The organism is Dechloromonas denitrificans, assembly GCF_020510685.1.
Taxonomy (GTDB): Bacteria; Pseudomonadota; Gammaproteobacteria; order Burkholderiales; family Rhodocyclaceae; genus Azonexus; species Azonexus denitrificans_A.
Genome location: NZ_CP075185.1, coordinates 1,750,450 through 1,774,808, shown reverse-complemented (window position 1 = coordinate 1,774,808; position 24,359 = coordinate 1,750,450). Strand labels below are relative to the sequence as shown.

General features: G+C 63.2%; 25 protein-coding genes. 13 read left to right on the top strand and 12 right to left on the bottom strand.

The annotated features are described in order from the left end of the window. Positions 1–14: 14 nt before the first annotated feature. The gene (locus KI611_RS08590) at positions 15–1,676 is read left to right on the top strand and encodes an ATP-binding protein (protein WP_226419408.1); all 1,662 of its coding nucleotides are present in this window, start codon (positions 15–17) and stop codon (positions 1,674–1,676) included. Between the two features lie 14 nt (positions 1,677–1,690). On the opposite strand, the gene moaE is transcribed toward KI611_RS08590, so the two are convergent. The 3 genes from moaE to KI611_RS08575 form a co-directional block, all read right to left on the bottom strand. Further along, positions 1,691–2,158 carry a molybdopterin synthase catalytic subunit MoaE gene (gene moaE / locus KI611_RS08585; RefSeq protein ID WP_226419407.1) on the bottom strand — a complete coding sequence of 156 codons (468 nt, stop codon included), beginning with the start codon at positions 2,156–2,158 and terminating at the stop codon, positions 1,691–1,693. A gap of 2 nt (positions 2,159–2,160) precedes the next feature. Then, positions 2,161–3,735: a peptide chain release factor 3 gene (locus tag KI611_RS08580; RefSeq protein ID WP_226419406.1), complete on the bottom strand. Its 1,575-nt coding sequence runs from the start codon at positions 3,733–3,735 to the stop codon at positions 2,161–2,163. 86 nt (positions 3,736–3,821) lie between these two features. Then, positions 3,822–4,559, bottom strand: coding sequence for a DUF2189 domain-containing protein (locus KI611_RS08575; RefSeq protein WP_226419405.1), 738 nt, complete (start codon positions 4,557–4,559; stop codon positions 3,822–3,824). 136 nt (positions 4,560–4,695) lie between these two features. Between KI611_RS08575 and KI611_RS08570 the strand changes: the two genes are divergently transcribed. Beyond that, the gene (locus KI611_RS08570; protein ID WP_226419404.1) at positions 4,696–6,453 is read left to right on the top strand and encodes a diguanylate cyclase; all 1,758 of its coding nucleotides are present in this window, start codon (positions 4,696–4,698) and stop codon (positions 6,451–6,453) included. 37 nt (positions 6,454–6,490) lie between these two features. Here KI611_RS08570 and cowN read toward each other — a convergent pair whose 3' ends face one another. The 4 genes from cowN to KI611_RS08550 all read right to left on the bottom strand — a co-directional run bounded on the left by cowN (position 6,491) and on the right by KI611_RS08550 (position 8,840). Then, positions 6,491–6,808, bottom strand: a complete 318-nt coding sequence (gene cowN / locus KI611_RS08565; RefSeq protein ID WP_226419403.1) for a N(2)-fixation sustaining protein CowN — start codon at positions 6,806–6,808, stop codon at positions 6,491–6,493. Between the two features lie 31 nt (positions 6,809–6,839). Then, entirely contained in the window at positions 6,840–7,493 is a 654-nt protein-coding gene (locus KI611_RS08560; RefSeq protein ID WP_226419402.1) for a Crp/Fnr family transcriptional regulator, read from the bottom strand. A 164-nt stretch (positions 7,494–7,657) separates the two neighbouring features. After that, positions 7,658–8,506 (bottom strand): D-hexose-6-phosphate mutarotase, encoded by an 849-nt coding sequence (locus tag KI611_RS08555; protein ID WP_226419401.1) that lies wholly within the window; start codon positions 8,504–8,506, stop codon positions 7,658–7,660. Continuing rightward, complete coding sequence (locus KI611_RS08550) at positions 8,490–8,840, bottom strand: DUF3301 domain-containing protein (RefSeq protein ID WP_226419400.1); 351 nt, start codon at positions 8,838–8,840, stop codon at positions 8,490–8,492. The genes KI611_RS08555 and KI611_RS08550 overlap by 17 nt, the downstream gene beginning before the upstream one ends. A gap of 43 nt (positions 8,841–8,883) precedes the next feature. Here KI611_RS08550 and KI611_RS08545 point away from each other — a divergent pair, with 43 nt between their 5' ends. Together KI611_RS08545 and KI611_RS08540 are read left to right on the top strand one after the other, a co-directional pair. After that, on the top strand, positions 8,884–10,455 hold the full coding sequence (locus KI611_RS08545; RefSeq protein WP_226419399.1) for a hypothetical protein: 1,572 nt from the start codon (positions 8,884–8,886) through the stop codon (positions 10,453–10,455). 10 nt (positions 10,456–10,465) lie between these two features. After that, positions 10,466–11,311: a 23S rRNA (adenine(2030)-N(6))-methyltransferase RlmJ gene (locus KI611_RS08540; RefSeq protein WP_226419398.1), complete on the top strand. Its 846-nt coding sequence runs from the start codon at positions 10,466–10,468 to the stop codon at positions 11,309–11,311. Positions 11,312–11,340: 29 nt separating this feature from the next. On the opposite strand, the gene KI611_RS08535 is transcribed toward KI611_RS08540, so the two are convergent. Continuing rightward, the gene (locus tag KI611_RS08535; RefSeq protein ID WP_226419397.1) at positions 11,341–12,099 is read right to left on the bottom strand and encodes an SDR family NAD(P)-dependent oxidoreductase; all 759 of its coding nucleotides are present in this window, start codon (positions 12,097–12,099) and stop codon (positions 11,341–11,343) included. A 150-nt stretch (positions 12,100–12,249) separates the two neighbouring features. Here KI611_RS08535 and KI611_RS08530 point away from each other — a divergent pair, with 150 nt between their 5' ends. Next, positions 12,250–13,209 carry a LysR family transcriptional regulator gene (locus tag KI611_RS08530; RefSeq protein WP_226419396.1) on the top strand — a complete coding sequence of 320 codons (960 nt, stop codon included), beginning with the start codon at positions 12,250–12,252 and terminating at the stop codon, positions 13,207–13,209. Positions 13,210–13,224: 15 nt separating this feature from the next. Here KI611_RS08530 and KI611_RS08525 read toward each other — a convergent pair whose 3' ends face one another. Continuing rightward, entirely contained in the window at positions 13,225–13,581 is a 357-nt protein-coding gene (locus KI611_RS08525; protein WP_226419395.1) for a nucleotide pyrophosphohydrolase, read from the bottom strand. A 99-nt stretch (positions 13,582–13,680) separates the two neighbouring features. Here KI611_RS08525 and KI611_RS08520 point away from each other — a divergent pair, with 99 nt between their 5' ends. Together KI611_RS08520 and KI611_RS08515 are read left to right on the top strand one after the other, a co-directional pair. Continuing rightward, positions 13,681–14,916, top strand: coding sequence for a dicarboxylate/amino acid:cation symporter (locus KI611_RS08520; RefSeq protein WP_226419394.1), 1,236 nt, complete (start codon positions 13,681–13,683; stop codon positions 14,914–14,916). 56 nt (positions 14,917–14,972) lie between these two features. Continuing rightward, positions 14,973–15,494: a gamma carbonic anhydrase family protein gene (locus KI611_RS08515; protein WP_226419393.1), complete on the top strand. Its 522-nt coding sequence runs from the start codon at positions 14,973–14,975 to the stop codon at positions 15,492–15,494. A 47-nt stretch (positions 15,495–15,541) separates the two neighbouring features. Here KI611_RS08515 and fliW read toward each other — a convergent pair whose 3' ends face one another. Beyond that, positions 15,542–15,985 carry a flagellar assembly protein FliW gene (gene fliW / locus KI611_RS08510; protein ID WP_226419392.1) on the bottom strand — a complete coding sequence of 148 codons (444 nt, stop codon included), beginning with the start codon at positions 15,983–15,985 and terminating at the stop codon, positions 15,542–15,544. 115 nt (positions 15,986–16,100) lie between these two features. Between fliW and KI611_RS08505 the strand changes: the two genes are divergently transcribed. From KI611_RS08505 to KI611_RS08490, 4 genes are all read left to right on the top strand, one after another. Then, complete coding sequence (locus KI611_RS08505) at positions 16,101–18,428, top strand: Tex family protein (RefSeq protein WP_226419391.1); 2,328 nt, start codon at positions 16,101–16,103, stop codon at positions 18,426–18,428. Between the two features lie 196 nt (positions 18,429–18,624). Further along, positions 18,625–18,969, top strand: a complete 345-nt coding sequence (locus KI611_RS08500) for an ArsC family reductase (RefSeq protein ID WP_226419390.1) — start codon at positions 18,625–18,627, stop codon at positions 18,967–18,969. Further along, on the top strand, positions 18,966–19,847 hold the full coding sequence (locus tag KI611_RS08495; RefSeq protein WP_226419389.1) for an Hsp33 family molecular chaperone HslO: 882 nt from the start codon (positions 18,966–18,968) through the stop codon (positions 19,845–19,847). Before KI611_RS08500 ends, KI611_RS08495 begins: the two co-directional genes overlap by 4 nt. Next, entirely contained in the window at positions 19,844–21,202 is a 1,359-nt protein-coding gene (locus KI611_RS08490) for a sensor histidine kinase (protein WP_226419388.1), read from the top strand. The genes KI611_RS08495 and KI611_RS08490 overlap by 4 nt, the downstream gene beginning before the upstream one ends. Before the next feature lie 4 nt (positions 21,203–21,206). Here the strand turns inward: KI611_RS08490 and KI611_RS08485 are convergent, their stop codons facing one another. After that, a complete protein-coding gene (locus KI611_RS08485; RefSeq protein ID WP_226419387.1) occupies positions 21,207–21,695 on the bottom strand; it encodes an OmpA family protein in 489 nt (162 codons plus the stop codon). Further along, the gene (locus tag KI611_RS08480) at positions 21,695–22,207 is read right to left on the bottom strand and encodes a MarR family winged helix-turn-helix transcriptional regulator (protein ID WP_226419386.1); all 513 of its coding nucleotides are present in this window, start codon (positions 22,205–22,207) and stop codon (positions 21,695–21,697) included. The genes KI611_RS08485 and KI611_RS08480 overlap by 1 nt, the downstream gene beginning before the upstream one ends. Before the next feature lie 130 nt (positions 22,208–22,337). Here KI611_RS08480 and KI611_RS08475 point away from each other — a divergent pair, with 130 nt between their 5' ends. Both KI611_RS08475 and KI611_RS08470 read left to right on the top strand, forming a co-directional pair. After that, positions 22,338–23,567 (top strand): cation:proton antiporter, encoded by a 1,230-nt coding sequence (locus KI611_RS08475; protein ID WP_226419385.1) that lies wholly within the window; start codon positions 22,338–22,340, stop codon positions 23,565–23,567. Then, entirely contained in the window at positions 23,564–24,346 is a 783-nt protein-coding gene (locus tag KI611_RS08470; protein WP_226419384.1) for a gamma-glutamyl-gamma-aminobutyrate hydrolase family protein, read from the top strand. The genes KI611_RS08475 and KI611_RS08470 overlap by 4 nt, the downstream gene beginning before the upstream one ends. Positions 24,347–24,359 lie beyond the last annotated feature (13 nt).

The following is a 24,359-nucleotide window of genomic DNA, read 5'->3' as shown; positions in this document are numbered from 1 at the left end:
GAGGACCCAATGCCATGAAAAAAAATCCGGACATTGCCGCAAGGTCGCTGGCGCTGCGCCGTCTGGCAGAAGAGCGCGCGACAAAGGATGAGCAAGAAACAGACGGCACAAGCAACGTTTCGGCGCTGCTGCACGAACTACGCGTGCATAAAATCGAACTGGAAATGCAGAACGAGGCATTGCGCGAAAGCTACCATCAAGCCGAAGCTGCCCTGGCGCGGTACACCGACCTCTACGATTTCGCACCAATCGGCTATGTGACACTGAGCCGCGACGGCAAGATTCAACAGATCAATCTGGCCGGCGCCCGCCTGCTCGGCCTGGGCCGTTCGAAACTGGTCAACAAGAGTTTCGCGCTGTTCATCGACGAAGCCAGTCGGCCGACTTTCGCCGGATTCCTCAACGCCGTGTGGGCCAGCCCGACCAAACAAGTCAGCGAGATCACCATACCGTCGCTGGAAGAGCAGCCGGCCCGGGTCATACAGGTCAAAGCCATTCGCGATGAAACGGGGCAGGAGTATCGCCTCCTGCTGATTGACATCACCACCACCAAGCAAACCGAAACCTCGCTGAAACAGGCCATGGCCGACGCCGAGCGGGCCAATTGCGCCAAATCGCGCTTCCTCGCCGCCGCCAGTCACGATCTGCGGCAGCCGCTGGCCGGCCTGGCGCTCTACATTGCGGCACTCGAACACAAACTGGGCGCGAGCGATCAGCAACTGGTCAGCGGCATGAAGAATTGCGCCGCGACACTAAGCGAAATGCTCTCGCACCTGCTCGACCTGTCGAAACTCGAAGCCGGCGTGGTTGTCCCGAAACCTTGCGATTTCGAACTCGACGCGCTGCTCAAGCGGGTGGTTTCATCTTACGGCCCGGAAGCCCGGAGCAAAGGACTCAAATTGCGCCATACCCGCTTCGGCCTGACCGGGCGCACCGATCCTGTGCTGTTCCAGCGCATTGTCGGAAATCTGGTCGATAACGCCATCCGCTACACCGCGCACGGCGGCGTCCTGATCGGCTGCAAGCGGCGCCAGGGAAAAATGTGGCTTGAGGTCTGGGATACCGGCATAGGCATTCCGGCCGACAAGACCGGCGAGATTTTTGAGGAATTCAAGCAGCTCGACAACCGCGAGCGTAACAGCACCAAAGGGAGCGGCCTGGGGCTGGCGATCGTCACCAAGATGGCGAGCTTGCTGGGGCTGCAAATCAACCTCTGTTCGCGCCTCGGCAAAGGCTCCGTATTCGCCGTCGAGTTGCCGCTGGGCGAAGCAGCCAAGCCGATGCCCCCGGTGCAAGAGCCGCATATTCCCTTGATAATCGGCGTGGTCGACGACAATGCCGAGCTGGTCAAGGCACTGACCTACGCCTTGGCCGAAATCGGCCACCAGGTCGTTTCAGCGCCCTCCGGCGCCGAACTATTGGCCCGCCTCGGCGGGAATCCGCCGAACCTGATCATTTCCGACTATCGGCTCGCCGGGAACGAAGACGGTTTCAACGTCATCGCGACGCTACGCAAGAATTTCGGCAGCCAGTTGCCGGCGCTGATCATCACCGGCGATACCGATCCGCAAGTGATTCGCCGCATGGCCAGGAAACAGATCGTCGTTCTGCACAAACCGCTCAGCCTCGATGTCCTGCGGACGCGGATTGCCGAACTGACCAGGGCCGTAGCGTAGGCGCCGGAGCGCCGTCAGTTGGCCAGCGGCGGGTTCTGCCAGCGCGCGGCGGCGCTGTCGTCGCTCTCGCGGGCATCGACCCAGTGCGCGCCATCCGGCGTGACTTCGCGCTTCCAGAACGGGGCGCGGGTCTTCAGGTAGTCCATGATGAATTCGCAGGCGGCGAAGGCTTCGCCACGGTGCGCGCTGGTCACGGCGACCAGGACGATCTGGTCGCAGGGCTTGAGCGGACCGACGCGGTGGATGACCAGCGCGTCGTAGAGCGCCCAGCGGCCTCGTGCTTCGACGACGATTTCCTCGAGCGCCTTCTCGGTCATGCCCGGGTAGTGCTCCAGGGTCATTTCCGAAACGCCGGCCCCGGCGTTGATGTCGCGCACCAGTCCGACAAAGCTGGCCAGCGCGCCGACCCGGGCGTCGCCGGCGCGCAGCGCGGCAAGCTCGGCACCGAGGTCGAAATCGGCTTCCTGGACCCGGACAGTCATGGTCAGATCACCTCGCGCGCCTCGACGAAGCGCAGATTGGGATATTTCTCTTTGACCATGTTCAGGTAGACATTGTTCGGCGCCAGATAGACCGGATCGTCGGCGCCATCAAGGGCGACGTTGGCGCTGTAACGTTCCGACAGCTGACGCAGTTCGAGCGGGTCGCCGTGGATCCAGCGCGCCGTCGAACAGTTGTAGCTCTCGAAAATAACCTGGACGCCGTATTCGTGTTCCAGCCGGCTGGCCACCACGTCGAACTGCAGCGTGCCGACCGCGCCGAGAATCAGGTCGTTGCCGGACATCGGCCGGAACAACTGGGTCGCGCCCTCCTCGGCCAGTTGCTGCAGGCCTTTCTGCAACTGCTTGATCTTCAGCGGGTTGGCGATGCGCGCCAGGCGGAAGTGTTCCGGCGCAAAGGACGGAATGCCGGTGAAGCGCAGGTCTTCGCCTTCGGTGAAGGTTTCGCCGAGGCGGATGGTGCCGTGGTTCGGGATGCCGATGATGTCGCCCGGCCAGGCTTCGTCGGTGGTCGAGCGGTCGCGGGCCATGAAGGTGATGGCGTTGTTGACCGAGAGGAACTTGCCGCCGGCCCCCTGCTTGATTTTCATGCCGCGCTCGAAGCGGCCCGAGCAGACGCGCAGGAAAGCGATGCGGTCGCGGTGCTTGGGGTCCATGTTGGCCTGGATCTTGAACACGAAACCGGAAAATTTCGGCTCGTTCGGTTCGACGCTGCGCGACACCGCCGGCCGGGCGATCGGCGCCGGCGACAGATCGACGACGGCGTCGAGCAGGCTCTGCACGCCGAAGTTGTTGACCGCCGAACCGAAAAACACCGGCGACTGCTTGCCCGACAGATAAGCGTCAGCATCGAAGGCATGCGAAGCGCCGCGCACCAGTTCGATGTCGGTACGCAATTCGTCGGCCTGCGAACCGATCAGTTCGTCGAGACGCGGATTGTCGAGGCCCTGGATGATCTCGGCCGTGCCCTTTTCGGCCTGCGGGTCGAAGAAGCTGATGGCGTCGTCGTAGAGGTGATAGACGCCGCGAAAACGCTTGCCCATGCCGATCGGCCAGGTCATCGGGGCGCACTGGATGCCGAGCACCGACTCGATTTCGTCGAGCAGGTCGATCGGCTCCTTGCCTTCGCGGTCGAGCTTGTTGATGAAGGTCAGGATCGGCGTGTCGCGCATGCGGCAGACGTTGAGCAGCTTGATCGTCTGCGCTTCGACGCCATTCACCGAGTCGATGACCATGGTTGCCGAGTCGACGGCGGTCAACGTCCGGTAGGTGTCTTCCGAGAAGTCCTCATGGCCCGGCGTGTCGAGCAGGTTGATCATGCATTCGCGGTACGGGAACTGCATGACCGACGAGGTCACCGAGATACCGCGCTGCTTCTCCAGCTCCATCCAGTCCGAAGTCGCGTGGCGCGAAGCCTTGCGGGCACGGACTTCGCCGGCCACCTGGATGGCGCCGCCGAACCACAGCAGTTTTTCGGTCAGCGTGGTTTTACCGGCATCGGGGTGGGAAATGATGGCGAAGGTACGGCGGCGGAAGATTTCCTGGTCGAGCTGGGTCACGGTAGGCTGGGCGAAAACGGAAAGGTCGCAATTATACCGTCGCCACCCCGGCTGACGGCGCCCGGCCCGCGAAGCAACCGTAGATCTCAGGCGCCCGGCAACACCTGGCGGTAGAGCGCCCGGCTGGCAAAGGCCAGCCACGGCAGGGTCAAGGACAGCACCGGCAGCAGCAGGATGCTGCCGATGATGACGCAGGCCAGCACAGCGGCCCACAACATGGCGAGCGGAAAATTGGCGAAAACGATCCGCACGCTGAGCGCCACCGCCTCGACCAGACCGGCCCGACGCTCGCAGAGTAAGGGCACCGAGAATGCCGAAACGCAGAACAGCATCAACGCCACGACGAAACCCGACACCGCCGCCCATTTGACGAACCGCAACAGGTTATCGGCGAACGGCACGAGGTCAGTCAGCCATACTGGGGCCTGGCCGAGCATATAGGCATAAAGAATGGTCGCATCGGTGACGAAGATCATGAACAACAGGCCGCAGACCAGGGCCAGCACCCAGAGCGCGGCCGGTGCCGTGCTGAATCCGGCGAGCACGGCCGCCGGCCGCACTTGGCCATCGCCTTCGAAAGCTTGGGCAACGCCGAAGAATCCAGCCAGGATGACCGGCCCGAGCAGCATGAAGGCCCCTGCGGCAACGATCACGAAGGGCAGCAAGCCCTGGGCCAGCAGACCACCGATGATCACCGCCCCGGCCAGCACAAACACCAGCGAAAAGGTGACAGCGACGGCCCGCGTCGCCATGGTCATCCGCCAGCCGACGGCAAGGGCGTGACGCAGGCTGTAAAGAGTGAGCGGTTGGGGATGCAGCGCCATGGCAACAGTCGTTCGAGTCGAATCGGCCCAGACTAGCGTTAGGCCGCCGGCCGCGCCCTAACGCAGATCAAAACGGCGCCGGCCGGGCGGCAAAAAATGGTGTCGTACCGCGGATTAGGACGTTATCCTGCACAGCATGTCGGACGCCATCGTTCAAACTTCGCCGCAACGCCAACCTCAAGACCGGCCAGTTCTGTCCTGGGCCGGCTGGCTGGCGCTGTTCTGGCTGCTGCTGATGCACGGTGCCCAGGCCCAGGTTCATCCGCTCGAGACCTTGCCGACCGAACCGCTCGGGCGCTGGATGAACATCCTGATCGAAAGCGGCCCGCCGTTGAGCATCAAGGAGGCCCTTCAGCAACAACGCCAGGGCGCCTTTCAGCCGGGCGACAGCGACGTCGCCAAGTTCGGCATTGCCGCCAAGCCGGTCTGGCTGCATCTTGCCGTCGGCAACAATCAAGCACTCCCGGCCAAGCGCCGGCTGGAGATCGAGATTTCCTGGCTCGACCGGATCGAGCTCTATCAGGTGCACGGCAACCAGCTGGTAGCCCAATCGATCGCCGGCGATGCCAACACCGCGCACCGCTCGCCGCTCGCCGGACTCGGCTATGTTTTCGATCTCACCTTGCCGCCCGGGCGCAGCGATATTTTTCTCCGGGTAGCGACGCCCGATCCGCTGGTCGTCCCCGTCCGGCTGCTCGATACGGCCCAGGCAGAAGCCTTGCAGCTCCAGTACGACTACGGCTACGGCGTGCTTTACGGCTTCCTGCTCGCCCTGATCGCCTACAACGCGATGCTCTTCATCGGTCTGCGCGAACGCAGCTATCTCGACTACACGCTTTATCTCGGCTCCTTCGTACTGCTCCACCTGGGTTACACCGGCCATGCCTACGTCTGGCTATGGCCCCAGCAAACCGCCTTCCAGCAATACGCCATCCCGCTGCTGATGGTGATCTTCAGTTGTTTCGGCCTGCGCTTCGCCAGCGGCTTCCTGAATCTGCGCCAGCACGCCCCGGTCGCTCGTCGGCTGGTGCATTGGCAGGTCACGCTCGGGCTGATCCTGATTTTCTCGACGGTCGCCATGCAACGCCAGCAGGACACCGTGCTCGTCGCCTTTCTGTTCGTTTTGCTGTTTTCGGTGGTCATGGTCTGGCTCGGGATCATCACCATCCGACATGGACGGATTGCCGGCCGCTACTTTCTTGCCGCGGCGCTGACCACGATGCTCGGCACCTCGGTCACCGCCCTGGCGGTCTGGCACGGCCTGCCCTATACCTCGATCTCCTTCCATGCCGCCGGCTGGGGGGTCGTCATCGAAGGCATTCTGCTCGCCCTTGCCCTCGCCTACCGGATGCGCCAGCACCAGCAGGCCCGCCAGCAAGCCGAGCAATTGGCCAGCACCGACCCGCTGACCGGCCTGCTCAACCGCCGCGCTTTCTTCGAGCATGCCGGGCCGGTCTGGAGTACGGCCTTGCGCAGCAACCGCCACTTGTCGGTGCTGATGGCCGACATCGACCATTTCAAGGAAATCAACGACGGCTATGGTCATGCGATGGGCGACAAGGTGCTCGCCGAAATCTCCCGGCTGCTCGCCGCCGCCTGCCGCAGCGGCGACATCGCCGCTCGCTGGGGAGGCGAGGAATTCGTTCTGCTGCTGCCGGAAACCGATGCTGCCCAGGCTTGCCAGCTGGCCGAGCGGCTGCGCGGCGAAATCGAATGCTTGAAATTCGGCTCAGCCGGTCAAGGATTCAGGCTGTCGGCCAGCTTCGGCATCGCCCAACTCGGCGATCACGAATCGCTCGACAAACTGATCCACGATGCCGACGCCTGGCTGTACCGGGCCAAGCAGACCGGGCGCAACCGCGTCGCCAGCAACTGGCAACCGAGCCACGCCTGATTGCCCGGCAGCCAGGCCAGTCAGCCGGCCGGAAAGTTCAGCAGCACTCCTCTTCGACCTGCGTCAGCAAAGCCAGCGCGGCTTCGTCAGCGCACTCCTCGAAAAACTCGCGAATCTGGTTGATATGGGAATGGACGAGAAACAGATCGTCCGGCACCGGCCCGCTCCGCGGCTGGCGCTTGGTCATGAAATAAGTCCAGAACGGCTGGGCCTGGCCGGCCGCCTGCATGTTGCGTTCGATGCAGGCCATGACCCGGCGGGCGTTGCCGTCGCAGTCCAGTCCGTCAAAGCTGATGTAACGGTCTGTCTTCCGCTGGCAACCGCAGTCCGCTGGTAAAGTCCGATTCGCTTCCATGATCTATCCTTGAATGAAACATGGCCGGACTTTAGCGACCGGCGCCGGCCATGTCCGTCGGCTGGCCGACACTAGCGGGACAGTGCACGGCCAGCGCGGCCAGCGAACGGACGCGCAACGCCCGCCGGCCCTGGCGCTCCAGGATGCCTTCGCGCTCCCATTGATTGATCAGCGAAGACACCGTCTGCCGGGTCGTCCCGAGCAGGCTGGCGATATCCTCCATGCCGAGATCGAGCGGAATCAGCCAGCCGTCATCGGTGATCTGGCCACGCCGATTGGCCAGGCCGAGCAGGAAGCGGGCGAGGCGCGCCGGCACTTCGCGGAAGGCGAGATCCTCGATCAGGTTGACGGCATTCGCCAGCAGGCGGCCGAGCACCCGCATCATGACCGGCGTGACCGAGGGATCGACCGCCAAGCGGCGGGCGAAGGCGGCGGTTGGCATCACCCAGAGCGTCGTCGGCAGAACCGCCTCGACATAGGTCGGCGTATGGGTGGTGTAGATATCGCCCGGTTCGAGATAGCTCAGGCTGAGTTCGCGACTCTCGCCGGCCAGATAGACCCGCAAGCGTCCGCTGCCGACGACGAAAACCTGATCCCGCCCGCCCGAGGGCGTCGAGAACAGGCAGCCTTTGGCCAGTTCGCGGGCTTCAAAACCGGCCAGCAAGCCATCCGGTATCGGCGGCATGCTGGCCAGCCTCGGCTCGGCGGCAGGCGGGATGTGGTGTGCGTTCTCCATACCTGCTGGCAAGCAAGAGCAAGACCACACCAAACCGCTTGACAATCAATGACTTGGCAAACAAGCGCACGTCGGCTTTACGACAATTTACGGCCCGCCGACTGGCCGACCGCTCAGATAGCGACCAGCGTCTGCCGCCCGTACCATTCCTCGCCGGCCGGCAGCGTGATCGGGTGCTGGGCAATCGCCGCCTCGACACAGAGCATGTGGCGCCAGCCGTCGGCAGGCATGTCGCTCATCCCGGCGCACAGTTCGACCCACGGATTCCACACCACCACGTCGGGAAAGCCTTGCGCCTGGATGGCCAGGCTGAGATTCGCGGCGCGTAGAATTTGCGGCTTGTTGACGTCGTGGTAGACGCGATCGACGACATCCTCGACGAGCAGTTCGGCCGCGCTGTCGAAGACCATCCGGTCGCCATTCGCCGCGTCGCGGTAGGCATGGCCGGAAAGCCCCTCGAGCGCAGCATCCTCGACCTGAACCAGGCGCAGATAGGAATGCAATGCGCCGGTGAAGCTGAACGGCACGCCACCGGTGTTGGTCACGCAGAACTCGACGTCGATGCGATCGGCTTCGAGCATCAGCGTGATTTCCGCCTGGAAGGGATGCGGCCAGAGGGCGCGCGTCGCTTCGTCATCGGCGATTTCCAGCGTGATCAGGGCGAAATCGTCGCCGCAACGTTCGGTGCTCACCGACCATGGGCGAGTCCGGACAAAGCCATGCTTGGGCAAATTGCCCAAATTGGAAAACTGCGGAAAACAGACCGGGATGCCGCCACGGATGGCGACGCTGCCGTCGAATACGGCCTGGTCGGAAAGGAAGAGATGTTCCCGGCCATCCGGCGTCACCCAGGACAGAACCTGCGCGCCGAGCTTGCTGATGATCGCGCTTGAGCCGCGCGGGCCATTCAGACGAAAGGCTTCGATGCCGTGAAATTCAATTGCTTCAATGGAAGGTTTCATTTTTTTCCGGTGCCTTGGGCACCACGTAGAGGTGGGGGCGGAGATGCAGGAACTCGACCTGGCTGCCGAGCAAGGTCACGCTGCCGGCACTGCGATCGTTGCCGGTATCGCTGTATTCGAAGGCATAGACGCGACGCAGCTTGAGCTGACCGTCGTCGTCGCGGGCCAGGCTGAATGAACGCCCGACGACCGTTTCGTCGAGGAACTGCAAGCCCTCGTCGGCGCAGGCCTGCTGCACAGCACGAACGCCGACTTCCCGCGCCTTGAGGGTGTCGAGCCAGAGCCAGATGCCGCCCGCCAGCAGGGCGAGAGCCAGTAATTCGTAGATATCCATGGCGCAAGTATACGTAAGAGCGCGATTTCACCGCAGAATTTGCATGAATATGCGGGATAATGCGAATGTCACTTCATTATCCCCGTCGATGGACTCCCCGCTGCAACTGATCCGCGATTTGCTCCCCTTCAGTCAACCGCATGCCGACAGCAAGGCGACAGCGGATTTCCGGACGCAATTGCTGACGACCAGCGGCCTCTCGCCACTCGAGCTGGTCAGAAAACTGGGGAGCGCGGTCTTGCCGTCGATCAGCCGCCAGGCCGATCCGCAGTTGCGCTTCAGCCAACTGGAAGAAATGCGGCAGGAAGCCGAACGCGCCTTGCCGAGCCTGGAGCAGGAAATCGGGCAAGCCGTCCTGCCGCTGCCCAGGGCCGCAACCAGCGCCGCGATCAACGCCGACAACCTGCTCAAGGGCATGGCCCAGGCCTACGCCGGCATTGCCCACGATATCCTCGAACACCATCACGGCGCGGGTCTCAACCAGCTGCTCCACCGGGCGATTCAGCGGGCGCTGGCACTGCTTTCCCGCCGGCAGTTGCTGGCTTACCGGGCCTATACCGCGCCGTCCGCCGCCTCCTGGCAGATGCTGCACGCCCTCTACCGGATGGCCTGCGACCCGCTGGCCAAGCCGCTCAACGGGGAAACGGCACCGATCGAGCATGAATATCTCGGCGCCCTGCTCTTCGCCTATCTCGAACCGGCCAAGCTGCCCCGCCCGCAGCTCGACCTGATTCACGCCTGCACCTGGCAACTGGCAGCCTACGCAGTGGTGGCCGAGGCATCGCCGGAAATCGTCAACAGCCGGCGCGCCGAGTCCTGCTTCCTGGTTTGCCCCGACACCGGCTGCCCGGGCCAGCCGCTGAGCCGACTGTCTTCCGACCTGCCGGAGAGCGGCTGCCTGATCATTGACTGCACCCAGGTGCTGGCGGCGCTTGACCGCAATCTCGCCCGCCAGCCCGGCAAGGCAGTCCAGCCCGACCTCGAGATCAGCCCGCTGCTCTTGCACAGCCTGCGCGTTGCCGTTGGCGGCCGCAATGCCCGCCGCTTCAGCCGCAGCAAGTTCAAGCCGCGGGCCGACCTGGTCGGCGGACTCGACGAGGTGATCGCCTTCCTCGACGGCAACGCCTTCTCGCGCCGCGCCCTGGACGCCGATTGCCGCCATGACGGCAAGACCTTCAAGACCAGCGAATGGTCGCTGATCGACGAAAGCCCGGACGGCTTCCTTATCCGCTTCGTCAATGGCGAAAAATGCCGGATCGGCGCCGGCGCCGTCGTCGCGCTGCAACCGCGCGAATCGAGCCGGATTCACGTCTGCCTGGTGCGCCGGGTAAGCGCCAGCAATACCCGGCTCGAACTCGGTCTGCAACTGCTCTCGCCGCAGGTCAGCATCGTCGAACTGCCGAGCGAAAAGGCGGCCAGCCTGCGCGCCATTTTCCTGCACAGCCTGCCAGCCTATGGCAAGTTTTCCGGCCTGATCGCACCGCCCGGCCGGCTCGTCGCCAGGCAACGGGTCACCTTCAATACTGCCGGCCGGACTCTTCATCGACAAATCGGGAAATGCATAGAAGCCAACGAAGGGCTAGAATTCGTAGCCCTCGACCCGCTTCCGGATTAATTCCCGCTCAATGCTCAGCTACCGCCATGCCTTTCACGCCGGCAATCATGCCGACGTGCTGAAACACATCATCCTGATCCAGATCGCCGAATACATGGGCGAAAAGCCCGCCCCGTTCTGGATTATCGACACCCATGCGGGTGCCGGGCGCTACGCACTGGAGTCGGCCCACGCCACCAAGCTGGCCGAATACAAGGATGGCGTCGGCCGCCTGTGGGGCCAGAAGGGTCTGCCGCCAGCGGCCGTGGTCTATCTCGAGTTCGTCAAGATGCTCAACCCGGACGACCAGCTGCGCTACTACCCGGGCTCGCCGTGGCTGGCCAGCCAGTTGATGCGGGAAAGCGACCGGCTGCGGCTCTATGAACTGCACAGCACCGACGTCAAGCTGCTGCAGGAATGTTTCAAGTCCGCCGGGCGCGAGGTGGCGATCACCGCGGGCGACGGTTTCGCCGGGCTGAAGGCCATCCTGCCGCCACCGCCCCGCCGGGCGCTGGTCCTGATCGACCCTTCCTACGAAACCCGGGACGATTACAGCAATGTCGTCAAAGGCCTGCAGGAAGCCCTGAAACGCTTCCCGACCGGAACTTACGCGGTGTGGTACCCGATGCTCTCCAAGCTCGAATCGCGCAAGTTGCCGGCCAAGCTGAAAGGCCTGGGTGCCGAGAACTGGCTGCACGTCTCGCTGGAAGTCAGCGCGCCGTCGAAAGACGGCTACGGCATGAACGGCAGCGGCATGTTCATCATCAACCCGCCGTGGACGCTGGAAAAGAAAATGCACGAAACCCTGCCCAAGCTGACCGCCCTGCTGGCCCAGGGCGAGGGCGCGAAATACACGGTGGAAAGCGAGTCGAGCTGAAGGCTCGCCACCCTGGCCAGCCGCGGTGCTTACAGGAACATGCCGCCCGAGGCTTCGATCCGCTGGGCATTGACCCAGCGGTTATCGTCGGAAAGCAGCGAGGCGACCACATCGCCGATGTCATCCGGCAAACCGACCCGCCCCAGTGCTGTCTGCGAAGCGATGAAAGCGTTCATTTGCGCATTGTCGCGCACCGCGCCACCGCCAAAATCGGTCTCGATCGCCCCCGGAGCAAGAACATTGACGGTAATGCCGCGCGGCCCGAGCTCCTTGGCGAGATAGCGGGTCAGCACTTCGATCGCGCCTTTCATCGCGGCATAGGCGGCAAAGCCCGGTAGCGCGAAGCGGGTCAGCCCGGTCGACACGTTGAGAATGCGCCCGCCGTCGGCCATCAAGGGCACCAGCGCCTGGGTGAGAAAGAAGACGCCCTTGAACTGGATATTGACCAGTTGGTCGAATTGTTCCTCGCTGGTTTCGGCGAAGCTGGCATGGATGCCGATACCGGCATTGTTGAGCAGGTAATCGAAGCATTCGCGCTGCCATTCCCGCCGCAAGACCTCGCGCACCTCGGCGGCAAAGGCCGCAAAGGACCGGCTGAGGCCGACATCGAGCGGCAGTGCCACAGCCCGGGCACCCAGCTTTTCGATTTCGCCGACCACCGCTTCCGCCTCAGCCCGACCGGTACGATAGGTCAGGATGACATCGACGCCCCGGGCGGCGAGCTTCAAGGCGGCATTGCGGCCGAGACCCCGGCTGCCGCCGGTAACGATGGCGATTTTGCGCGGCATGTTGTGCTCCTGTTCTTCATTGATTGGCGGGTTTGCCAGCTGCGTTGAATAGCAGCGGGATGAATGCAGTCTATTGAACGATGAAATGAAGATAAACAAGCACTAACCGATTAGACTGTTCGCCATTAATGAACAGTTGGTACAAGTTTCATGAACCAGATCGAAGCAATGCAGATATACGTCCGGGTGGCCGAGCTGGCCAGTTTCACCCAGGCGGCCCAGCGCCTGGGCTTGCCGAAAGCGAGCATTTCAACCGCCGTTCAACGGCTGGAAAACCTGCTCGGCACGCGCTTGCTGCATCGGACGACGCGGCGGGTGCAAATGACTCAGGATGGTCTGGCGTTTTACGAACGGTGCACGGATCTGCTGGCCGACATGGAAGAGGTTCAGGGCATGTTCCGCGCCAACCCAGCCGAACTGGCCGGCCGGTTGCGCGTCGACATGCCGCTGATCATGGCGCGCGATCTGGTGATGCCGCAATTGCCCGCCTTCATGGCGGCCCATCCCCAGCTGGCCGTGGAGCTGAGCAGCACCGACCGTCTGGTCGATCCGGTGCGCGAGGCTTTCGACTGCGTGGTCCGCGTCGGGACGGTCAGCGACTCCAGCCTGATTGCCCGCGGCCTTGGCTATTACCGGATGATCAACTGCGTCAGCCCGGCCTACGTTACGCACTTCGGAACCCCGCAAAGCCTCGACGAACTGACCGGGCATCGGCTGGTACATTATGTCCCGACGCTGGGGGCAAAAAGCCCGGGCTTCGAGTACCTCGATACGAAAAATGGCAATCAAACCCGTTTCCTGGCGATGCCGGGCGCCTTGACCGTCAACAATTCCGAGGCCTACCAGGCCGCCTGCTTGGCCGGCCTGGGCCTGATCCAGGCGCCCGAGGCATCCTTGCGGCCCTTGATCGACGCCGGCCGGCTGGTCGAGGTCCTGCCGACGTATCGCGCCCGCCCCATGCCGGTCTCGCTCCTTTACGCCAACCGGCGCCACCTGCCCCGCCGCACCCGGCTGTTCATGGCTTGGCTGGCCGAACTGCTACATCCCCGGCTGGTCGGCCCGGATGGCGAATCGCCGGCGACCTGGAACGCGTTGCCGGACACGGCATGAGCCGGGCCATCCCGCCTAGCCCAGTTCGGAATACTTGGCCCGCGAACCGCGGGCCTTGTCGACCGGGTATTTCGCGGCGTTCTTGACGAGCTTGGCACGTGCCGCGGCGGCCAGGTCGATGCCCGCCGTATCGGCGATCAGCAGCAGGTAAAGCAGGATGTCGGCGCACTCGTCGCGCAAGGCTTCGGCGGCCAGCGGCTCGCCCGGCAGCGCCTCGACTTCGGCGTCGCTTTTCCACTGGGTCAGTTCGAGCAATTCGGCCGCTTCGAGGTTGAGCGAGGTAATCAGGTTGCGCAGCGAATGGAACTGCCGCCAATCGCGCGCATCGCGGAATTCCCGCAGTGCGGCGGTCAAGGTTTCGAAATCGTCCATCTTCAACCCCGGTAAATGTAGTGCGGCGATGATGCCAGCACGAACGGCGCGGGACAACGCCGCTAGAATGCCGATTACTTCGATCACAGCCTGCCCACGATGAAACGCATCTCGCTCAACACCCAGATCCTGATCGGCTGTACTGCCGGCATTGCCGCCGGACTGGCGCTGCACGCGCAAGGCCAGACAGCGCTGGTGCTGGATACCCTTTACGGCGCGAAACTGGTTGGCAATCTTTTTCTCGATCTGCTGCGCATGGTGCTGGTGCCGCTGGTCTTTTCGTCCATCGTGATTGGCGTTGCCAACCTGCGGGCACACGACCAGATGCACCGCGTCTGGATCACCACCCTGGTCTTTTTCTTCATCACCATGGCGCTAGCCATCGTCATCGGCTTCGGGGCGGCGCATATTTTCCGGCCCGGCGAGGGACTGCATCTCGAGATGTTCGCCGAGGCGACGAAAAACTATCAGGCGCGGCAGATGCCATTGCCCGACTACATCGCCCAGTTCATGCGCGGCCTGTTCCAGAATCCGTTCAAGGCGCTGGCCCAGGGCGACATCCTGGCCATCGTGATGATTGCCCTGTTTCTCGGCATCGCGCTGGTCATCGGCGGCGAGCGTTACCGCAACTTGCGCCAGTTGATCGAGGAATTGCAGGAGCTCTGCCTGATGATCGTCGGCTGGATCATGCACCTCGCCCCGCTCGGCCTCGCCGCCCTGCTGCTGCAACTGGTCAGCACGCAGAACGCTGCGCTGCTGCAAAGCCTCGGCCATTTCATCCTGGTCGTGACCGGCAGCACGCTTCTGCACGGCATTGTCGTGCTGCCGCTGATACTCTGGCTGGTCACCGGCAAGTCGCCGCTGTTCTTTTTCAAGGGCGCCCGCGAAGCCCTGATCACGGCCTTTGCCACCAGCTCCAGCTCGGCGACGCTGCCGGTCACGCTGCGCTGTACCGAGCAGCATCTGCACGTCAAAAAGGACATCGCCAATTTCGTCGTGCCGCTCGGCGCCACCGTGAACATGGACGGCACCGCCCTCTACGAAGCGGCGGCGGCGCTGTTCGTCGCCCGTCTGGCCGGCATCGAACTGGATATCGCCAGCCAGCTGATCATCTTCTTCGTCGCCATGCTCGGCGCCATCGGCGCGCCGGGGATACCTAGCGTCGGCATGCTGAGCATGGTGCTGGTCCTGCAATCAGTCGGTTTGCCGACCGAGGCCATCGCCATCCTGCTGCCCATCGACCGTATCCTCGATACCGTGCGCACGGCGGTCAATGTCGAAGGCGACATGATCGGCAGCCTGATCGTGCAAAAACTCAGCAGTAAGCGGGCGTAGAATCGATTTCCGGCAACGCCAAACAATCAACGTCCAGATTGCCAAAAGGAGACAACATGCCCCTCTTTCGTCTCGGTGAAAAATACCCCCGGCTGGGCGACAACGCCTGGGTCGCGCCCAATGCCACGCTGATCGGCGACGTCCGGCTCGGCGCCAATGCCTCGATCTGGTGGAATGCGACGCTGCGCGGCGACAACGACCCGATCCACATCGGCGAGAACACCAATATCCAGGATGGCTCGGTGCTGCACACCGACGCAGGCGTTCCGATGCACATCGGCAACAACGTCACTGTCGGCCATTTGGTCATGCTGCACGGCTGCACCGTCGGCGACGGCAGCCTGATCGGCATCGGCTCGGTCATTCTGAATCGGGCGGTGATCGGCAAGGGCTGCATTGTCGGGGCCAACACGCTGATTCCCGAAGGCAAGGTTTTTCCCGACCGCGTGCTGATCGTCGGCTCGCCGGGCAAGGTGGTGCGGGAACTGAGCGATGAAGACGCGGCCAATTTGCTGAAATCGGCGGCCCATTACGTCGACAACGCCGAGCGTTATCGCGACACGCTGTCGCCGCTGTAAACGACAAAGCGGGGCCGCAGCCCCGCATTCGTGACATTCGGAAGCGTTTAGACCGCGCTCGACAGGTTCGACAGGGTGATGTTCGTCTGCATGTTTTCCATCACTTTTTGCAGACCGACCCGCGCTTTGACGTTGATCACCAGCGGGGCGCGCAGATTCGGACTGATCGCCGCCTTGCCTTCGCCTTCGCTCTTGAACAGCACCTGCATCACGGCGACGTCTTCGGGGGCCGGCGATTGCAGCAGCGCATTTTCGGCATCGCTGAGCAGCAGATCGTAGTTGAAGCCGAGCGTCGTCGGATCGACGATCTGGAAAGCCAGGAACGGATCATCCAGCGACTGCAGCGTGAAACTCGACGGTTGTGTCTTGCCTTCTTCATGAACCAACGTAAAGCGCTTGTTTTTCTCGAAGGCGACCAGGCCATTCGGGAAGGTGATAACTTTTTCCGGGTCAATTTCGACGCCACCAAACAGATAAGTTTCAACTTTCATGGGATTCTCCTCTTCGTTGGATTAGTTGCCAGAACATGCTACACCACATGAACGCAGTTGTATTTTTCCAATGAATTAAGCATCATTCACCCCCCCTTGTTGCACTGCCGCATCCATGCTCGCTCCCATCGAACACCGTATCGCCCTTGAACTCGGCGTCCGCCCGGCTCAGGTCATCGCCGCCATCACCCTGCTCGACGAAGGCGCCACCGTGCCCTTCATCGCCCGTTACCGCAAGGAGGTGACCGGCGAACTGGACGACACCCAGCTGCGCAATCTGGAAGAACGCCTGACCTACCTGCGCGACCTCGAAGAACGGCGCAGCGCGGTGCTCGCCAGCATCGAGGAACAAGGCAAGCTGACGCCGGAACTGAAGGCCGAGATCGACGATGCCGAAACGAAGCAGCGTTTAGAGGATCTCTACCTGCCGTACAAGCAGAAGCGCCGGACCAAGGCGCAGATCGCCCGCGAAGCCGGCATCGAGCCGCTCGCCCTGAGCCTGCTCGAAGACCCGAACTTGACGCCGGATGACGAGGCGGAAAAATTCCTCAATGCCGAAGCCGGCTTTGCCGATGCCAAAGCGGTACTCGACGGCGCCCGCCAGATTCTGATGGAAAAGTTCGCCGAAGACGCCGAACTGCTGCGCCAGCTGCGCGAATACCTGAATGAACACGGCCACGTCCGGTCTACCGTCGTCGAAGGCAAGGAAACCGAAGGCGCCAAGTTCCGCGACTGGTTCGACTTTGCCGAAGCCATCGCCACCATGCCTTCACACCGTGCGCTCGCCCTGCTGCGCGGCCGCAACGAAGGGATGCTGAACGTCTCGCTGGTCCTCGATTCCGAACTCGACGAAGAGAACATCAAACCCGGCCCCGGCCCTTGCGAGCAGCGCATCGCCGTCCGCTTCGGCATCAAGGACCAGAAACGTCCGGCCGACAAGTGGCTGGCCGACACCGTGCGGTGGACCTGGAAGGTCAAGGTCTATACCCACCTCGAACTCGAACTGATGAACGAGCTGCGCGAACGCGCCGAGGAAGAGGCGATCCGCGTCTTCGGCCGCAACCTGAAGGACCTGCTGCTCGCCGCCCCGGCCGGCCAGCACGTCACGATGGGCATCGACCCGGGCATTCGCACCGGTTGCAAGCTGGCCATCGTCGACGCCACCGGCAAGTTTCTCGATAGCGCCACCATCTACCCGCACGAACCGCGTTGCGACTGGGATGGCTCGCTGGCCACCATCGCCCGCCTGGCTGCGAAGTACCAAGTGACGCTGGTCGCCATCGGCAACGGCACGGCCAGCCGGGAAACCGACAAGCTGGTGCAGGACGTGATGAAGCGTTACCCGGAAGCCCGGCTGACCAAGATCGTCGTCTCGGAAGCCGGCGCCTCGGTCTATTCCGCTTCCGAATTCGCCGCCAAGGAATTCCCCGACCTCGACGTCTCAATCCGTGGCGCCGTCTCGATTGCCCGCCGGCTGCAGGACCCGCTGGCCGAACTGGTGAAGATCGATCCCAAGTCGATCGGCGTCGGCCAGTACCAGCACGACGTCTCGCAAACCAAGCTGGCGCGCAACCTCGATGCGGTGGTCGAAGACTGCGTCAATGCCGTCGGGGTCGATGTCAATACTGCCTCGATTCCGCTGCTCACCCGCATTTCCGGCCTCAACGCCGGGCTGGCCACGAATATCGTCAGCTACCGCGATGCCAATGGCGCTTTCCGCTCACGTGATGCCCTCAAGAAAGTTCCGCGCCTCGGCGACAAGACGTTCGAGCAGGCCGCCGGTTTCCTGCGCGTACCGAACGGCGACAACCCGCTCGACAGCTCCTCGGTACACCCCGAGGCCTATCCGGTGATCGAGAAGATCATTGTCGACCTGAACAAGCCGATCAAGGAAATCCTCGGCGACAGCCGCGCGCTGAAGGGCTTGAACCCGAGCAAATACACCGACGAGCGCTTCGGCCTGCCGACCGTCCAGGACATTTTCAAGGAACTGGAAAAACCCGGCCGCGACCCGCGCCCCGAGTTCAAGACGGCGACCTTCGCCGATGGCGTCGAAAAGGTCGGCGACCTGCGCCCGGGCATGATCCTCGAAGGCGTCGTCACCAACGTCGCCGCCTTTGGCGCCTTTGTCGATATCGGCGTCCATCAGGACGGTCTGGTGCACGTCTCGGCTCTGTCCAACACCTTCGTCAAGGACCCGCATACCATCGTCAAGGCCGGCCAGATCGTCAAGGTCAAGGTCCTGGAAGTCGATCTGCAACGCCAGCGCATTGCGCTGACCATGCGCATGGGCGACGAACCGGGCAAAGGCAGCAGCCGCCACGACAGCCCACCGGCGGCGCGCGGCAACCACAACCCGGGCCGCGCCGCGCCGCGCAGCAGCGGCGCACCGGCGCCAGCCGGCAACGCAATGGCCTCGGCCTTCGCCAAGCTGAAACGCTGACCCCCAGATAACCGCCTGCCCGTCAGGCGGTTATCGTTTGCCGATACGCTAAAACCACCGGCGGCGAACCGGCGACGTGGCCGGCGAACGGGGCAAGATGCCGGGACAGACTTCCCCCTGAGTTGATCCTCCGGCCCGGTCCGCCGAAGCCCCGGGCGCTGTTATCATTCATTTTTCCCAATAAGCACCCGCGGCAATGATCAAAATATTTGGCATCAAGAATTGCGACACCATGAAGAAAGCCTTCGCCTGGCTGGAAGCGAACGACGTCGCCTACGAATTCATCGATTACAAGAAGGCCGGCATTGCCGAAGCCAGGCTACCCGACTGGAATCAGCGGGCCGGCTGGCAGAAACTGCTGAACACTCGCGGCCTGATGTGGAAGAAACTCAGCGAGGCCGAGCGCGCCGACGTCAACGAAGCCAAGGCGCTGCAGTTGATGGCGCAATACCCGAGCCTGATCAAGCGCCCGGTGCTCGATACCGGCAAGACGCTGCTGGTTGGCTTCAGCCCGGAAACCTACACGGAACAATTGAAATGAGCGACAGCTTCGTCCGCCGCTTCCTGTTCGACGGCCTGGACATCCGCGGCGCGATCGTGCACCTCGGCGATGCCTGGCAACAAATGCAATTCGACCGCAACTATCAGCCGACCGTCGCCCAATTGCTCGGCGAGACGGCCGCCATCACCGCCTTGATCGCCGGCCAGCTCAAGCAGCCCGGGCGCCTGACGCTGCAGTTGCGCGGCAACGGGCCGATTCAGCTGCTGGTGATGGATTGCAACGAACAACTGCAAATGCGCGGCATGGCACGCAGCAACCCGGTGGTGCTACCGGCGCCGGTGCCGACACTGCTTGGCGCCGATCAGGGTGGGCAGTTGATGATGAGCCTCGACATGCCCGATGCCCGCCAGCCCTATCAGAGCTTTGTCCCGATGGTCGGCGACAGCATTGCCGCCATTTTCGAGCACTACCTCGAGCAGTCGGAGCAGCAGCCGTCGCGCCTGTTTGCCACGGCCGGCCGACAAGCCGCGGCCTGCCTGTTCCTGCAGAAAATGCCGCAAGCCGACCAGCACGACGCCGACGGCTGGGCGCGCATCAGCCAGCTGGCGAGCACGGTCAAACCGGCCGAACTGCTCGAACTCGATGTCGAAACCCTGCTCACCCGGCTGTTCCATGAGGACATGGCGACGCACGGCCTGCGCCTCTACGACGCCCTGCCGGTCACTTACCACTGCCCGGAAGACCGGGAGAAGGTGGGCGACATGATTCGCGCCATTGGCCGGCAGGATGCCGAAACGATTCTCGCCGAGCACGGCGAAATCCTGATTCGCGACGACATCTGCAACCGCGATTACCACTTTTCGGCCGCCGATGTCGCCGCGTTGTTCGAGGCCACGGCGAGCAAGGCGCTGCATTGAGCGCAACGACCGATCCGTCGATCCTCGGCCGCCAGGTCGAGCTGCTTTACCGCAACCTGCGCCCCGGGCAGGTCGTCGCGCTGCTCAATGCCAGCCTGCTGAGCTGGGTGGCCGCCTCGCAGCTGCCCCGGATGGTGCTCGGCACCTGGTGGCTGCTGGCCATGCTGGCGGCGGCCTGGCGGATCAGCCTGGCCATCCGCTTTTCCCGGCGGACGACCGATCAACAACACGCGCAGTCCACCTTCTGGCGTCGCCAAGCCCTGGTCGGCGCGGCAGCGAGCGGCCTGGTCTGGGCAGCAGGGGCGATCCTGCTGATGCGATTTGGCGATACCACGCTGCAGCTATTCACCGCGTTGGTGATGGCCGGCATGGTGGCTGGCGCGGTGCCGATACTCGCCGCCGACCAGCGGATCTTCCGCGCCTATGCCTGGCCGGTCGGCCTCGCCGTGCTGATCGGCACCATCGATTCCGATCCGTTGCACATCGCTTTCAGCTCCATGGCGGTGATCTACATGGTGATGCTGACGCGCAGCGCCGACTATTTCCACGACACGCTCCAGGACAGCCTGCGCCTTGAACATGAAAAGGACGGCCTGGTCGCCAATCTCGAACATGCGCGGGAAATTGCCGAGCAATCGAACCGCGCCAAGACCGAGTTCCTGGCCAATATCAGTCACGAACTGCGCACCCCGCTGAACGGCGTGGTCGGCCTCGGCGAATTGCTCAGTCATGAAAACCTGACTCCCGAGCAACACGAATTGCTCGTCCCGCTGCGCCATTCGGCCGATGACCTGATGCGCATAATCAGCCACCTGATCGAACTGTCGGCGCTCGAGGCGGGCCATGCCAGACCGATGCCGTCGCCTTTTCCAGCCGGTCAAACGCTGATTGATACGCTGCTGGTCAGCCATCGCGCCGCGGCAGAAGCCCGGGGGCTGGCCCTGATTAAAGAAATCGATCCGGCCCTACCCGGTGTTTTGGTCGGCGACGTCGAACGGCTGCGCCAGATTTTCACCCACCTGATCGGCAACGCCATCAAGTTTACCGAGCGCGGCCGGGTCAGCGTTTCGGCCCGCATTCATGAGCATGCGGCGACAGCCATCAAGGTGGAATTCTGCATCGACGATACCGGCCCCGGCATCACGCCGGAAAAGCTCAAACTGCTCAGCGGCCTGCTGGTCCAGGCCGACGGCTCAAGCGTCCGGCGCCATGGCGGCATTGGTGTCGGCCTGCCGATCGCCCGCAAGCTGATCGAACTGCTCGGCGGCGAACTGCAAATCACCAGTACGGTCGGCGTCGGCAGCCGCTTCAGCTTCACCCTGCCCTTCGCGCTGGTCGCAGTCGAGCAGCACTGAGCGGTTAATCCTGATAGATCAGCTCGACCCGGCGCATGCTGTCGCGACACGCGGCATCGCTACACCCCGGGATGCTCATTTCCCGCCCGACCGGATAGCGACGCAGTTGCCGTCCCGGCACGCCCATCCCGCGCAATAGTTTGAACACCGCCTCCAGCCGCTGCTCGGCCACCGCCAGCTGGTAGGAGCGGCTGCCCTGGTCGTCGGTATAACCGACCAGCATCAGTTCCAGCTTCGGATCGGCCTTCAGGCGTTGCGCATGGCGTTGCAGTTTCCGCCGGCCATCCGCATCGACCTGTACCGCGCTGGCTGGGAAAAATATATTGTTTTCCGCCTCGAGCGGCGTTTCTGGCTTCGGCACGGCACGCCGCGTCGCCGTGGCTTTGGCGCGCGGCGGCGCCAAGGACGGCGATGGCTGCAGCTCGAGCGGTGCCTCGCTGGCGCAACCGGCCAGCAAAGCGGCGAGAAATATCATACGTAGCAAACCGGCCATCAGCTGTTCTCTCCATCGACGCTGCCGACCTGGTCGGCGAGCGGCGTCCCGGCATAAGACGCATCCTTGCCGGGTAGTTGTTGTATCAAGGCATCAAGATTGATATGCAATGTTTTCAGGGCCACCTCCGGCAGCTCGGCAAGCGCCTGCGGCAGGATGCCTTCGGCCGGCCCCGGCAAGGCGGCCAGTGCCGTCAGGCCGTTCGGCGCCAGACAAAGCCCGACCCGGCGCTGATCGGCACTGTGCCGTTTCTTGGTCAGACAGCCCTGGGCCACCAGTTTGTCCACCAACAGGCTGCAGGTCGATTGATGCACGCCGATCCGCACCGCCAGATCGCCGATGCCGATCTCCGGCCGGCGCCGAACCTCCTGCAAGACCCACATCTGCGAGCCGGGCAGACCGCAACGTTCCTCGACCAGACGGAAATACTGGCGCAGCGAACCGTAGATCAGCCGGAACTGTTGCAACACCTCCATCGCTAACAGCGACGACGAATCGGGATGAGCTGGCATGACGGGGCCTGGCAATTGGCTTGCGTGGACGAAAGGCATCAATTATATTTGCCAGCAATGTAGTTGTACGGTTTTTTTTGGCGTACTTTCTTTTTTGACGGGGATTTCCGGGGGCTGCGCCCCCTTTTTTATGATCAACTCGATCCAGCTTTTCGGTCTCGTTCTACTGGGCGGCTTGGCGGCTGGCGAGGCATCGAGACGCCTGTTTTCGCTCCCCCGGACCACCGGCTTTGTCGTGTTCGGTCTGCTCGCCGGCTCAAGCGGCCTGAACTGGATCACCGCTTTTCATATCGAATCGATCCAGCTGATTATCGACCTCGCCCTCGGCCTGATTCTTTTCGAGCTGGGCTATCTGGTCCCGCGCAGCACCGCCGGCGCCGGCCGGCAGCGTCTGTTGGCCGGCCTGGGCATTGCGTTGACCTGCGGCCTGCTGACCTTCGCGCTGTTCGCTTACTGGGGTTTTTCGACTGGTAGCGCGCTGTTTGCCGCCGCCCTTTGTCTCGCCACCTCGCCGGCCATCACCATTGCCACCTGTAGCGACGTCGGCGCCCGGGGCGAGCGTACCGACCTGCTGTACACGATGGTTGCAATCAACGGCTGCGTCGCCTTTTCCGGCGTCGCACTGCTCACGCCCTTCCTCAACGACAGCGAAGCGGCCGGCACGCTGGCGCGCCTGGGCGAAGGACTGGGCAGCATCATCGGCTCGCTGATATTGGGCGGCGCTTGTGCCGGACTGGTCCTGCTCGGCGCCGAAAAGCTGGAAAAGCAAACCGAGCACCAGCACTTGCTGATCCTCGGCTGCATCGTTCTCGGTGTCGGGACGGCTATCCATCTTGAAGTCTCGGTCTTTCTGCCGATGCTGATTTTCGGTTTTCTGGTGCGCAGCATCGACCGCGAACGCAAGGTCATCGCCCTGCGTATCGCCAGCGACGCCCGCGTTTTTCTCGTCATCACCTTTGTCCTTGCCGGCGCGGCGCTCGATATCGCCTACCTCGGCGACTATTGGCCGGAAGTGCTGCTGATCGCCCTCACCCGCCTGGCCGGCCAGTTGCTGGCCAGCGCCCTGGCCGGCAAACGCCTCGGTCTTTCGCTCAGGGAAAGGGGGCTGCTGACCGTCGGTCTGCAACCCATGTCGAGCGTTGCGCTGGTTCTGCTCGCCAACACACAAATGCTCTATTCAGGTCTCGACCCGAAGCTTGTTGGCATGCTGCTGGCGACTATACTGCTGATGCAGTTATGCGGCCCGCTGGCGACGCAGACCGCGATCAAGGGGTTTGGCGAAGCCAGCAAACTCATCCTCGGACGACCGCCGGCCAAAGTGCCCGAGGCGGCCAAATCGCACGGAGGAACAGCACCATGAGCAGACGTCCCTTACGCATCGGCCTTTCCGCCCGGATTTACCATCCCCTGCCCGGGGCCAGCGGGCTGCAGTCGAAGTCGCTGCAGTATCTCGAACAATCGGTGGCCCATTGGGTCATGTCGCGCGAGGTGATGGTCTTCATGATCCCCTCGGTAAGCGGCGACGCTATCGTCCATCGGCGCAGCATCCGGCTTTCCGACTACCCGCAATATCTCGATGGCCTGGTCCTGCAGGGCGGCGCCGACATCTGTCCGCAAAGCTATGGCGAGGAACCGCAACAGCCCGAGTGGGCCGGCGACCGCCTGCGCGACGCCTATGAAATGGAGCTGCTGCACGAGTTCATGGAGGCCGGCAAGCCGGTGCTCGGCATCTGCCGGGGCGCCCAGCTGATCAACGTGGCGCTCGGCGGCACGCTGTACCAGGACATCGCCACGCAATACGACAAGCCGGCCATCCACCTGCACGACGACTACGACAAACATGCCCACGAAATCGAATGGGATGCCGACTCCAGCCTGAGCAAGCTCTACCCCGAGACCACCCACGGCGCCGTGGTATCCATCCACCACCAGGCGATCAAGAGCCTCGGCAAGGGCCTGCACGTCGAGGCGCGAAGCGTCGGCGACGGCCTGATCGAGGCGGTCAGACTGGAAGGCCGGCCCTACGTCCTCGGTCTGCAATGGCATCCGGAGTTTCACCCGCCGGGTAGCCCGCAGCTGCTCGATTGCACCCCGATTCTCGACGGCTTCCTGAACGCCGCGCGCGGCCGACGCTGGTGATCTCGCCCGGCAC